Here is a 12,079-nt window from a genome sequence, read left to right as displayed (position 1 = left end):
GCCGGCCGTGCCGGGACGCGGCGACTTCGCGTTCAGGAGGCGGCCACGGCCGCCTCGACGATGGCGCCAAAGTCGGCGGCGTTGAGGCTGGCGCCCCCGATGAGCCCGCCGTCGACGTCCGGCTGGGCGAAGAGGTCGGCGGCGTTGCCGGGCTTGACGCTGCCGCCGTAGAGGATCTGCATGGCAAACCCGACCTTCTCGCCATACATGTTGATGAGCAGCCCCCGGATGAAGGCATGCATGGCCTGGGCCTGCGCGGGGGTGGCCGTACGGCCCGTCCCGATGGCCCACACCGGCTCGTAGGCCAGCACCACTTCGCCCGGATCCCGGATCTCAACCCCCGCCAGGCCTTTCTCCACCTGGGTCTGCACCACGGCGTTCTCCTCACCGGCATCCCGCTGTGCCAGCGTCTCCCCCACGCACAGGATGGGCACCAGCTTGTACTCACGCGCTTTCTTGACCTTTTTATTGACCGACACGTCAGTCTCACCGAAATACTGGCGGCGCTCGGAGTGCCCGAGGATGACGTAGTGGCATCCGACGGAGCGCAGCATCCCGGCGGAGATCTCGCCGGTGAAGGCGCCGTGGTCCTCGTAATGCATATTCTGCGCGCCGAGCCGCACGGAAGAGCCGTGCAGCACCTCGAAGACGGCGTCCAGGCTGACGGCCGGCGGGCACACGGCCACCTGCACGCCGGTCACGTCGCCGACGGCACCGACGACGTCACGGGCGAGCTGTACCGCCGAGGTACGATCCGTATTCATCTTCCAGTTTCCGGCAACCAGCATAAGGCATTCTCCGGGATGACGGTGAACGGGGAGGGACCGGCCTCAGCGGGCAGAGACCGGCGCGTCGGTTCGAGGACGCAGGCCAAGCAGCCCGGCCAGCTCGATCTGCAGCGGCACCATCGCACTGCCGACGTATTTGCTGACGATCGTGCCGTCCGGCCCGATAAGATAGCGCGTCGGAAGGAGATTCACGTTGTAGAGCCCGGCCAGCGGCCCGTCGAGCCCGCCGGGGGCGACGACGTGCAGGCCCGGGATGTCCCGGCCTTCGAGGAAGGCTTCGGTGATGAGGGTGTCCGGGTCGAGGGAAACGGCCACCACGGTGACGGGAAAAGCGTCCAGTGCACGGTAGAGCCGGTTTCGCAGGCCCACCTCCCGGAGGAAGATTTCGTTCCGCGGTGCGTAGAATTCCAGGACCACGACCCGGCCCCGCAGGCTGTCCAGCCGCACGGTGCGCCCGTCGAGGGTAGTGACGACGAAGCCGGGGGCCGGCATGCCCGGCATCAGGTTCTCCAGTTCATAGACGGCCCGGTCGCTCCACCGGACCCACCGGCCGTCCGGCGCCCGGCGGGCCAGCTCCTGCGCGGCCGCCAGCGCCTCGTCCTGCTGCAGGCTGTCGATGTAGGCCAGGACGACCTCGGACTGCAGGCCGGCCCAGGTCTCGTTCGAGGGAGTACGTGCCTGGAACTCGCGCAGGAGGGCCAGGGCGGCCTCCTGCCCGCGGAGACGGGCCTGTGCACGGCGGGCCGCCCGCATCACCTCGACCAGGTTCGGATGGTCCGGCGGAAGCTGCCGGGCACGCTCCACCAGCAGGGCATCGTCCCACCCGTCCAGCATGACGACGGCCTCGGCGGCAGCCACGGTGGCCCCGAGCGTGCCCGGATAGGTCTGCTGCAAGCCCCACATGAGGTTGCTCGTCTGCCGGATGGTGTTCGCCACGCGCCCGGCTTCATAGCCCTGTTCCCGGAGCACCTCCGAGAGGACCCGGGTATGGTGGTCCTTCGCGCTCCGGTAGGCCATCCAGGCACCGTTCTCCCTCGACCCGCGGACGACCAGGCTGGGCCGCCGGAGCGGGAACGTGGCCTGAATGCGGGCGGTGTCGCCGTGGGCCACCACCAGCTCGCCGAAATAGAGTTGCGCCCCGGCCCGGTTAATGAGGAGCGGGAAGATGCCCCGGAACGGGGCCCGCACGTCCAGCCCGAAGGCACCGGTCGAATCGGTGACGGCCCGGCCGAGCGTGTCCACGTCGCCGGTGGAGTTGTCGACGACGAGCACCTCGAAGCCGCCGTAATCGCCCGTGGAATCCACCTCCGCCGCCACGGACAGCCGCCCTTCGAGCCGGCTCCGGACCGGCCCCGGGTCCTCTCCACCCGGACCGCACCCGACCCAGAGCAACCCGGCCACGAAGGGTATCAGCAGACAGATTCGTGTCATGGATAGGTTTTGCGTTGCACGTTAGAGCATGGCCGGGAGGCTCCCCCACCCCCTTGCGGGAGGAGAAGGTCATCGCCAACCGGCCCGTTTCCTCCTGCCGCGCACCGGCTCACGCCCGTTCCCGGCGGGCCGCGATGCGTTCGAGCAGCAACTCGCGCACCCGGCGGGGATCGGGGGCACCGGGAAAGGTGCGCATGACCTGCCCGATGAAGAAACCGAGCACGCCCTCCTTCCCACCGAGGTATTGCTGTAACTGTTTCGGATGGCGTTCCAGCACCGCCTCCACGACCGGCAGCAACGCCCCGGCGTCCGACACCTGCAGGAGGTTGTGCGCCCGGGCGAGCGCCTCCGGGTCGCTTTCGTCCTCCAGCATCCTCTCGAACAGCTCCGTCGCCGCCGAGGAGCTGATGCGGTCTTCCAGGCGAAGGCGGATGAGCGCGGCCAGGCGTGCCGGGGCAATCGGGAACGCCTCGACGGCGAGCCCCCGCTCGTTGAGCACCCGCAGCACGTCGGTCATGACGAAGTTCGAGGCAGCCTTGGCCGCCACGGCAGCTTCCTCGTCCGTGGCCCCGGCGGCGAGCGCGGCGACGGTCGCCTCGAAATACTCGGCCACGCCCCGCTCTTCGGTCAGGACGGCGGCGTCGTAGGCGGGCAGGCACCAGGTCTCCACATAGCGGCGGCGCCGGGCCTCGGGCATCTCGGGCAACGCGGCCCGCACCTTCGCCAGGCGCTCCTCCGTGACGACGACGGGCACCAGGTCCGGATCGGGAAAGTAGCGGTAGTCGTGGGCCTCTTCCTTCGAACGCATCGGGCGCGTCTCCTGCCGGTCGGCGTCCCACAGGCGGGTCTCCTGCACCACCGTCCCCCCGGCTTCGAGCAGGCGGATCTGCCGCCGGATCTCGTACTCGAGCGCCCGCTCCACGCTCCGAAAGGAGTTCATGTTCTTGACCTCCGTCTTTGTCCCGAGCCGCGTCTCCCCTTTACGCCGGACGGACACGTTGGCGTCGCACCGGAGCGATCCTTCCTCCATGTTGCCGTCGCAGATGCCCAGGTAGCGGACGATCTGCCGGATCTTCTGCACGTAGAGCGCCGCCTCGCGGGGGGTCCGGATGTCCGGCTCCGACACGATCTCGATCAGCGGCACCCCGCAGCGGTTGTGGTCGATGTAGGTCGCATAGGGATCCTGGTCGTGGAGCGACTTGCCGGCGTCCTCCTCCATGTGGATACGCCGGAGCCGGATGCGCCGCACCTGCACGCCACCGTCCCCTTCGCCTTCGACCTCGACGTACCCGCCCTCGCAGATCGGGGTCTCGTACTGGGAAATCTGATACCCCTTGGGCAGGTCCGGATAGAAATAATGCTTGCGAGCGAAGACCGAGCGCGGAGCGATGCGGCTGTGCGTGGCCAGCCCCATCCGCAACGTGTAGTCCACCAGACGCTCGTTGAGTACCGGCAACGTGCCCGGATGGCCGAGACTGACCGGATCGACGTTCGTGTTGGGTGCCGCCCCGAAGGCCGCCGGCTCGGGACTGAACGCCTTCGACGCCGTCAAGAGCTGGCAGTGCACTTCCAGACCGATGACGGCTTCGTAATCTTCGTGCGGCATGGTTTGCGTGACATGCGTGGGACTTTCAGAAACCCGGGCGAGAAGCCCCCGGCGACCGGCGGGGGAAGGACTCCCCCGCGCGGACAAGGCCCGGCCGCGCCTCCCGGTACGACCGTTTCCCGCGATCAGGCAAGCCCGAACGCTTCGAGGATCTCCCGGGCATGCTCGTCCACCTTCGGCCGTTTGAAGACGTGGACGATCTTTCCGTCCTCGTCGATCAGGAACGTCGTGCGCCGGGTCCCCATGAACTTGCGCCCGTAGAGGGTGCGCTCGCCCCAGACGCCATAGGCTTCGAGGATGCGGTGCTCGGGGTCGGCCACGAGCGGAAACGGCAGGTCGTACTTCCCGGCGAACCGCTCGTGCGAGGCCACGTCGTCGGCGGAGACGCCGAGCACCACGACCCCGGCCTCCTGCAGGGCCGCGAAGTGGTCCCGGAGGTTACACGCCTGCCGGGTGCAGCCCGGGGTGTCATCCTTGGGGTAAAAATACAGGGCGACCTTCTTCCCGCGAAAGTCGGACAGGCGAACGGTCTTGCCGTGCTGGGTTTTCCCCTCGAAATCCGGGGCGATCTGCCCCACCCCGGGCATGGTGTCGGTCTCTGGCATCGTAGGCACGTGTGCTGTTGAACGGTCTCCGGCGCCGGGAAGATACGCATTCGGGGTGGCCGTTTCTTCGAGCTTTTTGCGAACCCCCGGCGTGCACCCCGTTTTTTCTTCAACCGGCAGAAACCCTTTCGACCTGCTGCGTTAGAGAAGGCGTCTCTCGCCATCTTCGCCGACCGTGGCTTGTCGCCTCATGTCTGCCTCCCGGAATTTCCTGAAGGGAAGCCACCGGGTGACCGGTACCGGCCACCTCTTGCTGGCGGTGCTCCTCCTGGCGGGCGTCGTCCGGTGGGGTACGCCACGGGCGCCGGAGGCTTCCCGGCCGGTCCCCCCCTCCTTCCGGGAGGATACCGCCGGCCGGACCGATCTCCCGGCCCCTTCCCGGGATCTGGTTGCGACGGACTTCGTGCTCTCGCCGTTCGTGCAGGCCGGCAGCACGCCCGTCCAGGTCGTCCCCGCGCCGGAGGCGGCGGATCCGTCCGGGCAGGCGAAGCGCGACCGGCCGGCCCACCGGCGCCCCCCGGATCCCCTTGCCGGATCGGCGCGGTCTCCGGCTGTGCCCCCGCCGCTCTCCCCTCGCTTCCTTCTCCTGCACGTCCTGAGGCTATGACCCCCGGCACGGACCCGGGCGCCCCTGCGGCGTGACGGGCCGTCGCCGGCATCCACACCACCGTTTCACGGCTTTGCCCGGCGGGCCGGTGTGGCCCGGCACATCTTCTCCCTCCCCGGATGCCGGCCTGTGACGTCCTGCGCCCCGGCCGCCGGGATGGTCCGGCATCTCCGCCTCAAGAACCTTGATACGTGTGGTATATCCCTATGAAAACCATCAAAACGTCTCCGGCTTCCGTCTCCCCGGCCTCCTCGTCGCGGCAACCCTCCACCGGCGAAGACCGGGGGGCCCGCCTGGCCTTCTACTTCTTCATGGGCATGCTGGCCGTCGCCCTGATCTACTTCTTGCTCCTGCCCTTTTTCATCTGACCTCCAATGAAGCGAGCATGAAGAATCCTTAAGCACATTTTAATGGAGCAATGGCCTCTTTTAAATCTTGCTTTTATGCACGAAGAGCGCGGTTTTCACAATTTACGTTTCATAGACAGGCCATACGGGCCGGTCCAAGAAAGCGACAAAAAAACATAACGAATCCCACCACGAACGACCATGAAGACGAACCGTTTCCAGGCCCTTGCCGGGCTTTTTCTCCTGGCCGTTGTGCTGACGGGCTGCGCGCAGGTGCCGCAGCAACAGCTGGACACCGCCCAGGCAGCGCTTCAGGCGGCGGCCGAAGCCGAAGCCAACCTGTACGTGGCCGACCTGTACCAGGCACTCCAGGACTCGCTGGCCGCGGCCCAGACAGAGATCGAAACCCAGAAATCCCGGTTCGCCCTGACGCGCGACTACAGCCGCGCCGAACGGCTGCTGCAGTTCGTGACGCAGACGGCGGCCGAGGCCCAGGCGGCCACGCAGAAGGAGGCCATGCGGGCCGAGGCGGAGCGCCTGATCGCAGAGGCCCGGCAGGCCCTGACGCAGGTGCAGGACCTGCTGGCGAAGGCGCCGCGCGGCAAGGAAGGGACCATGGCCCTGGTCTCCATCCAGACAGACCGCAACAACGCCTCGCAGACGCTCGACCAGGCCACCACGGCGCTGGAGAACGGAAAGATCCTCGAGGCCCGCGACCTGGCCGCCACGGCGCTTGAGAAAGCGAACCTGCTCATCCAGGAGCTGAACACCGCCATCGCCAAGCAAGCCGGTACCCGCAGCTGACAGAACACTGAAAAGGGTTCCGAGGCAGCAAGGCGACCCGGCCCGCGAGCACGCCCCGGCCATGACCGGACGTACCTCGCGGGCCGGGTTTTGCCGGATGCCTCCCGCACCCGCCGCACACCGCCGGCCTCACCCTCCCCGTCAACAGGAACCTCTGCCCCGCCCGCCATGCGGCTTCGACGTGCGGCCCGCCCGGCCTCCGGTCGCCGGCGCTGGATAGCCGGACTGCTGTTGCTGCCGGGCCTGCTGGGCCTGCTTGCCTACACGCTGGCCGACACGGCGCCCGTCGCGGCCTTCGAAACGGCGCGACAGGCACTCGGCCAGGCCCGGGCAACCGAGGCGGAACGGTACGCCCCCGAACCCTGGCAGCAGGCCCAGGCACGCTGGCAGGAAGCCCTCCGGCACTGGCAACAGGAAAACCGGCGCTGGTTCATCCTGCGGAACTACGACGCGGCCCGTCAGGCTGCCGGTGAGGCGGCCCGCCTGGGCGAAGCGGCCACCCGCCGTGCCCGCCACGCCCGGGACTCGCTGGCCTGGCATGCCACGCTCACCCTGGCGCTGCTGCGGGACCAGCTCGACTCGCTGCAGGCCGGCCTGAGCCGGCTCTCGCATCGCCCGCGCTGGCAAACGACCCTGGCCACCGCACACGCACGGCTCGTCCGGGGCGAGGCCGCCCTCGAACGGAAAGACTTCCTGGCAGCCGCCGAGGCCGCCGCTGCCGCACAGGCCGTCGTGCAACAGGTCGGCCAGGCGCTCGAACAGACCGTCACGCAGTACCTGGCCCGGCTGCCGCTGTGGCGACGCTGGCACGACGACACCGTCGCCTGGTCGGCACGGCACCGCGCTCCGGCGATCGTCGTCGACAAGATGGCGCACCGCCTGTATCTCTACGAGGCCGGTCGCCTCCGCCATACCTTCGACGCCGAACTGGGCCCCAACTGGATGGGCCCCAAACGGCACGAAGGCGACCTCTCGACCCCTGAAGGGCAGTACCGCGTCGTCCGGAAACGCGGGGCGGGAGAGACGATCTACCACCGGGCGCTGGACCTCGACTATCCGAACGCGGCAGACCGGCAGCGTTTCCTCGAAGCGCGCCGGCGTGGCACCCTGCCCCCGCATGCCCGCATCGGCGGCAACATCGAAATCCACGGGGAAGGCGGCCGCGGGGCCGACTGGACGCGCGGCTGCATCGCCCTCGCCAACGCCGACATGGAGCGCCTCTTCGAGCTCGTCCCCACCGGCACCCCCGTCACCATCGTCGGGGCCCTGGAGGTGCCCGCCTTTGCCCGCATCGGCGCCCCTCCGCCCGGCCACTTCCCGGCCGCCGGCCGCCCCTCGGCCGGCAACCTGCCATGACGCTTGCGCTCTTCCCCCCCGCCATGCCCGTACCAGCCCCGGGCACCACGGCCCCGGCGAAGGAGACAACAGCCGGGACCAGCCTACCCCGCAAGGGCTCCCGCCTGCGCCCCGCCCTGGCCGGCGGGCTGCTCGGCCTCCTGCTGGCCCTGCTCGTGGGACTGGGCGCACGGGACCTGCAGGAAGGCCTGCTGGCGCTCCTCCCGCACCGGGAACCCGCCGGCCCGGTCCTCGGAGGGGCCGAGGCGCAGCAGGCGGCACGCCAGCACCGGCAGGGCATCCGCCGGCTCGAAGCACGGCTGAACGCCCGGATTCCACGCCAGCCCTACCTGGTCGTCAGTACCACCGAAAACAGGTTCTGGCTCCGGCAGGGAACCGGCCTGCTCCGTGAAGGGCTGTGCTCGACCGGCAGCTACGTACGCCTGGAGGGAGCGACCGACCAGACCTGGACCTTCTTCACCCCGCGCGGTGCCTTCAAGATTCTGGGCAAAATGGAAAACCCCGTCTGGCGCAAGCCGGACTGGGCCTTCGTCGAGGAAGGACGCCCCGTTCCCCCGCCCGGAGCGCCGGAGCGCTACGAACGCGGCGTCCTCGGCGATTACGCCCTCGCCCTGGGCCAGGGCTACCTCATCCACGGCACCCTCTACCAGCGCCTGCTCGGCCTGCCCGTCACGCACGGCTGCATCCGCCTCGGCGACGACGACCTGCGCGCCGTCTACCTGGCCCTGCGCCTCGGGGCCCCCGTCTTCATCTACTAGCCCACCCGGGCCATCCGCCATGCCTTCCCTCCTGACCCGCCTGCAACAGGCCGGTCGAACCCTGCGGCTCGACCGTCCCGGCCACTGCCCGTTCTGGGGCGCGATGCTGGGGGTGCTGCTGCCGGTCGTCACGATCACGGTGGTACTTCCGGTACTCGGCCTGCTGCGCGAGCCGCCCCCCGCCGCAACCCGCGTGCAGGCCCCCGACGACGCACCCGGGGCAACCGTACCGGCCCGAACCCTCGACTCGCTGCGCACCCTGGAAGCCTTCCTCGCGGCACGCCTCGCCCTGGCCGACCAGAACCAGATCGGCCTCTCCCTCGACCTGGTGGAACGCACGCTTCAGATCGAGATCGCGGGGGTGCCCGTCCGGGTCTGCTCCCTCCGCGACGTACGCCTCGGCCGCGCCCTGGCCGTGCGGGGCTTTCCCGAAGCCGGCGGGCCTCGCCTCTTCACCCTCGAACACGCGGTGGCCACCCTCCCGCACACACCGATCCGGGTCGTGCGGGCCCCCCGGGACACCACCGAATACCGGTCGCGTCCCCCACTCGACGTGCCCGTCGAGACGACGGAGCCCCATTTCGCCCTCTACTTCGACGGCGGGCTCGTGCTGCACGTCAGCCCCTCGCCCTCGCACAGCCCCTGGACGCGGCTCCGCTTCTCGCTCATGGAACGCCTGGCGACGACGAGCCGGGATGTCCGCCGGCTCCTGCACGGCAGCCTGCCCCGGGCAGCGCGCCGGATCGAGGTGAAACTATCCCCCGAGGATGCGAAGGCCGTTTATCGTGCCCTGCCGCCCGGAGGCCGCCTGGCCCTCCGGATGCCCCCGGACGTCTGAGCCCCGTCGCCGGCGCACCGGTACCTCAGGGCGGGGAGGTCTCTTCCGGCAACACGAGCCGGTAGCCCAGTCCCCGCACCGTCTGGATCACGTCGGAAAGCTGGAAGGCTTCAAGCTTGCGCCGGAGGAAGTACATATAGACCTCCACCATGTTGGTGCCGGTGTCGAAGCTGAGCCCCCACACATGATCGAGGATCTGCTCGCGGGTGCACAGGGTACCGGCGTTGGCAATCAGGTATTCGAGCAGTGCAAACTCGCGCGGGGTCAGGTCCACCTCCTGCCCCCGGATAAAGAAGCGGTGGGCCCTGCGATCCAGCCGGAAGGGGCCGAACGTGCGGGCAGCCGGCAGGCGGGCGTCGCCCGGAACCGGGGCTGCCGCCCGCACCGCCTCGACCAGGCGCCGGTAGGAGAGCACCTTCGCCTGCAGGAGGGGCAGGTGCAGCGGCAGCGTCACGGCGTCGTCGGCACCGGCGGCGATGGCGGCCACCCGCTCGTCCGGGCCGTTGCGGCAGAGGGCCAGCACCGGCGCGCGCACCTCCTTGCGCACCTGGTAGCAGAGCGTGTTGATCACCGGTGCCGAGGCCAGGTGCCAGTCGACCAGCACCACGTCGGCTTCCCGCGCCGCCGCGACCACCGCCTGCCCGTGCCCCGAAAGGCGTTGCTGCTCATCCAGCAGCCCGGCCAGCGACAGCGTCACGACCTCGTGCGGCGACGGGCAGTTCAACCGCACCACCGCCCGGACGAGCTCGTCGTCGCAGACCAGGCAAAGCTTGAGCGGTTCGAGATGTTTCATCAGTATGCCAGCAGCCGTTCGAGGGCCGGCCGCAGCCGTACGCGGGCAGCATAGATCTCTCGTTCGAGCGACGGCGAGAACGGCACCGGCAGGTCTTCGGCGCCGACGCGCAAGACGGGTGCATCCAGGTGCTCGAAGGCCTCCTCGGCGATGCGGGCGGCGATCTCCGCGCCGAAGCCGGCCGTGAGGGGGGCTTCGTGGAGCACCAGCACCCGGTTCGTCTTCGCCACCGAACGCAGCACCGTCTCGCGGTCCCACGGAACGAGCGTGCGCAGGTCGATCACCTCCAGCTCCACGCCCTGACCGGCCCAGTGCTCGGCTTCCTCCAGCGCCCAGTGCACGCCCAGGCCATAGGTTACGACCGTGGCGTGCGTGCCCTCCCGCACCACCCGGGCCTCCCCGAACGGCAGGTGAAACGGCGCCTCCGTGACGTCGCCCCGGAGCGAGCGATACAGGTACTTGTGCTCGAAGAACAGGACCGGGTTCGGTTCCTCGATGGCCGTCAGGAGCAACCCCTTGGCGTCCTGCGGGGTGGCGGGCACCACCACCTTGAGCCCCGGCACATGGCAGAACCAGGCCTCCATCGACTGCGAGTGGAACGGCCCGGCACCGATATAGCCCCCGAACGGCGCCCGGATCGTGACGTTGACCGGTGCCCCCCAGCGGTAATGGGTGGTGGCCAGGTTGTTCACGATCTGGTTGAACCCGCACGAGATGAAGTCGGCGTACTGCATCTCGACGACCGGGCGGTAGCCGGCCAGCGCCAGCCCCATCGCCGCCCCGACGGCCCCGCTCTCGATGATCGGGGTGTTGCGCACCCGCGCCTTCCCGAACCGCTCGACGAAGCCGGCCGTGACCTTGAACACCCCGCCGTACTCGGCGATGTCCTGCCCCATGAGGATCACCCGCTCGTCCCGTTCCATGGCCTGGGCAAGGGCTTCCGAGATGGCGTCGATGAACCGCTTCTCCGATGAGGACCCGGCCGGCGGTACGAAAGCCTCGAACGCCGGTGCGAAAACGTCGGCCCGCTCGGCTTCGGGCGTGCTCTCGACGGGCGGCTGTGCCAGCGCCCACTCGGCCACGGCGTCGACCTCGGCCTCCAGTTCCGCCCGCACGGCCTCGACCTCGGCCTCCGTCATCACGCCGCGCTCGAGCACGTACCGGGTGAACCGCTCGACCGGGTCCTTCTTCGCCCAGGCCGCGATCAGCTCCGGCGGGACGTACTTCGTCCCGGAGGCCTCCTCGTGCCCCCGGATGCGGAACGTCTTCATCTCGAGCAACGTCGGCCCCTCCCCGTGTCGTGCGCGTTCGGCGGCCTGCCGCACGGCGGCGATGACGGCCAGCACGTCGTTCCCGTCGACGACGACGCCCGGCATGCCGTAGCCCGCCGCCGCGTCGGCGATGTCTTCGACGGCGACGGCCTCCTGCACGGGCGTCGAGAGGCCGTAGGCGTTGTTTTCCACCACGAACAGCACGGGCAGCTTCCAGACGGCAGCCAGGTTGAGCGCCTCGTGGAAGTCGCCCTCACGGGTGGCACCGTCGCCGACGAAGGCGAGGGCCACGTTGGGGCGCCCGTCGAGGCGGGCGGCCAGCCCCAGCCCGCAGGCGACCGGAAGCATGGCGGCCAGGTGGGAGATCATGCCGTAGAGATGATGCGACGGCAGGCCGAAGTGGAACGTCCGGTCGCGCCCTTTCGTGAAGCCGCCGGCCCGGCCCATGAGCTGGCAGAAGAGCGGCCGCAGCGGCACGCCGCGCGTGGTCCACACCCCCAGGTTACGGTGCATCGGCAGGATGTCGTCGCCGGGTTCGAGCGCCCAGGCACAGCCGACGGCGACGGCCTCCTGCCCGTACCCGCTGAACCACTTCGAGAGCCGCCCCTGCCGGATCAACCGCAACTGTTTCTCTTCGATGACCCGCGGCAACAGGAGGGCCCGGAAGAGCGCTTTCAGGTCGAGGTCACCGGCCGGGGCCGCCTGCACCTGCCCGACCTTCCCATTGCCCGGCACCGTCCGGGCCGCCTTCGTCTTCGCCATGTTCGTGTCGGATACGGAAAAGGACCTCACCAAAGTACGAAGCCACGGCCCACGCGCACCACCCGCCTCCACCCGCCACGGAGATTTCACGACACACGGGCCCACCCCGGGAA

General features: G+C 69.4%; 12 protein-coding genes. 6 read left to right on the top strand and 6 right to left on the bottom strand.

All coding sequences use genetic code 11. The features are described 5' to 3' along the window. Positions 1-32: 32 nt before the first annotated feature. The 4 genes from tpiA to bcp all read right to left on the bottom strand — a co-directional run bounded on the left by tpiA (position 33) and on the right by bcp (position 4,430). Positions 33-788 carry a triose-phosphate isomerase gene (tpiA, locus tag GQ464_RS18155; protein WP_166977757.1) on the bottom strand — a complete coding sequence of 252 codons (756 nt, stop codon included), beginning with the start codon at positions 786-788 and terminating at the stop codon, positions 33-35. 42 nt (positions 789-830) lie between these two features. Beyond that, a complete protein-coding gene (locus tag GQ464_RS18150) occupies positions 831-2,219 on the bottom strand; it encodes a peroxiredoxin family protein (protein ID WP_166977755.1) in 1,389 nt (462 codons plus the stop codon). A 109-nt stretch (positions 2,220-2,328) separates the two neighbouring features. Then, positions 2,329-3,825 (bottom strand): Asp-tRNA(Asn)/Glu-tRNA(Gln) amidotransferase subunit GatB, encoded by a 1,497-nt coding sequence (gene gatB / locus GQ464_RS18145; RefSeq protein WP_166977753.1) that lies wholly within the window; start codon positions 3,823-3,825, stop codon positions 2,329-2,331. Between the two features lie 125 nt (positions 3,826-3,950). Beyond that, positions 3,951-4,430, bottom strand: a complete 480-nt coding sequence (gene bcp / locus GQ464_RS18140; protein ID WP_228350434.1) for a thioredoxin-dependent thiol peroxidase — start codon at positions 4,428-4,430, stop codon at positions 3,951-3,953. 190 nt (positions 4,431-4,620) lie between these two features. On the opposite strand from bcp, the gene GQ464_RS18135 reads away from it, so the two are divergent. From GQ464_RS18135 to GQ464_RS18110, 6 genes are all read left to right on the top strand, one after another. Next, on the top strand, positions 4,621-5,037 hold the full coding sequence (locus GQ464_RS18135) for a hypothetical protein (protein ID WP_166977751.1): 417 nt from the start codon (positions 4,621-4,623) through the stop codon (positions 5,035-5,037). Positions 5,038-5,243: 206 nt separating this feature from the next. Continuing rightward, positions 5,244-5,405 (top strand): hypothetical protein, encoded by a 162-nt coding sequence (locus tag GQ464_RS18130; protein WP_166977749.1) that lies wholly within the window; start codon positions 5,244-5,246, stop codon positions 5,403-5,405. Between the two features lie 180 nt (positions 5,406-5,585). After that, on the top strand, positions 5,586-6,188 hold the full coding sequence (locus GQ464_RS18125) for a DUF4398 domain-containing protein (protein ID WP_166977747.1): 603 nt from the start codon (positions 5,586-5,588) through the stop codon (positions 6,186-6,188). A 168-nt stretch (positions 6,189-6,356) separates the two neighbouring features. Continuing rightward, the gene (locus tag GQ464_RS18120; RefSeq protein ID WP_166977745.1) at positions 6,357-7,544 is read left to right on the top strand and encodes a L,D-transpeptidase family protein; all 1,188 of its coding nucleotides are present in this window, start codon (positions 6,357-6,359) and stop codon (positions 7,542-7,544) included. Between the two features lie 23 nt (positions 7,545-7,567). Further along, positions 7,568-8,302, top strand: a complete 735-nt coding sequence (locus tag GQ464_RS18115; RefSeq protein ID WP_166977823.1) for a L,D-transpeptidase — start codon at positions 7,568-7,570, stop codon at positions 8,300-8,302. A 19-nt stretch (positions 8,303-8,321) separates the two neighbouring features. Continuing rightward, complete coding sequence (locus GQ464_RS18110; protein WP_166977743.1) at positions 8,322-9,140, top strand: hypothetical protein; 819 nt, start codon at positions 8,322-8,324, stop codon at positions 9,138-9,140. Between the two features lie 25 nt (positions 9,141-9,165). Here GQ464_RS18110 and GQ464_RS18105 read toward each other — a convergent pair whose 3' ends face one another. Both GQ464_RS18105 and GQ464_RS18100 read right to left on the bottom strand, forming a co-directional pair. Next, a complete protein-coding gene (locus tag GQ464_RS18105; RefSeq protein WP_166977741.1) occupies positions 9,166-9,933 on the bottom strand; it encodes a winged helix-turn-helix transcriptional regulator in 768 nt (255 codons plus the stop codon). Beyond that, on the bottom strand, positions 9,933-11,966 hold the full coding sequence (locus tag GQ464_RS18100; RefSeq protein ID WP_166977739.1) for an alpha-ketoacid dehydrogenase subunit alpha/beta: 2,034 nt from the start codon (positions 11,964-11,966) through the stop codon (positions 9,933-9,935). The genes GQ464_RS18105 and GQ464_RS18100 overlap by 1 nt, the downstream gene beginning before the upstream one ends. Positions 11,967-12,079 lie beyond the last annotated feature (113 nt).

Origin of the sequence: Rhodocaloribacter litoris (assembly GCF_011682235.2) — a bacterium.
Classification (GTDB): Bacteria; Bacteroidota; Rhodothermia; order Rhodothermales; family ISCAR-4553; genus Rhodocaloribacter; species Rhodocaloribacter litoris.
This window is presented reverse-complemented; position numbering and strand designations above follow the sequence as displayed.

What these genes read in the sequence shown, in the direction of transcription:
- tpiA (WP_166977757.1), bottom strand. Translation starts at nt 788, where the DNA reads ATGCTGGTTGCCGGAAACTGGAAGATGAATACGGATCGTACCTCGGCG.
- GQ464_RS18150 (WP_166977755.1), bottom strand. Translation starts at nt 2,219, where the DNA reads ATGACACGAATCTGTCTGCTGATACCCTTCGTGGCCGGGTTGCTCTGG.
- gatB (WP_166977753.1), bottom strand. Translation starts at nt 3,825, where the DNA reads ATGCCGCACGAAGATTACGAAGCCGTCATCGGTCTGGAAGTGCACTGC.
- bcp (WP_228350434.1), bottom strand. Translation starts at nt 4,430, where the DNA reads ATGCCAGAGACCGACACCATGCCCGGGGTGGGGCAGATCGCCCCGGAT.
- GQ464_RS18135 (WP_166977751.1), top strand. Translation starts at nt 4,621, where the DNA reads ATGTCTGCCTCCCGGAATTTCCTGAAGGGAAGCCACCGGGTGACCGGT.
- GQ464_RS18130 (WP_166977749.1), top strand. Translation starts at nt 5,244, where the DNA reads ATGAAAACCATCAAAACGTCTCCGGCTTCCGTCTCCCCGGCCTCCTCG.
- GQ464_RS18125 (WP_166977747.1), top strand. Translation starts at nt 5,586, where the DNA reads ATGAAGACGAACCGTTTCCAGGCCCTTGCCGGGCTTTTTCTCCTGGCC.
- GQ464_RS18120 (WP_166977745.1), top strand. Translation starts at nt 6,357, where the DNA reads ATGCGGCTTCGACGTGCGGCCCGCCCGGCCTCCGGTCGCCGGCGCTGG.
- GQ464_RS18115 (WP_166977823.1), top strand. Translation starts at nt 7,568, where the DNA reads ATGCCCGTACCAGCCCCGGGCACCACGGCCCCGGCGAAGGAGACAACA.
- GQ464_RS18110 (WP_166977743.1), top strand. Translation starts at nt 8,322, where the DNA reads ATGCCTTCCCTCCTGACCCGCCTGCAACAGGCCGGTCGAACCCTGCGG.
- GQ464_RS18105 (WP_166977741.1), bottom strand. Translation starts at nt 9,933, where the DNA reads ATGAAACATCTCGAACCGCTCAAGCTTTGCCTGGTCTGCGACGACGAG.
- GQ464_RS18100 (WP_166977739.1), bottom strand. Translation starts at nt 11,966, where the DNA reads ATGGCGAAGACGAAGGCGGCCCGGACGGTGCCGGGCAATGGGAAGGTC.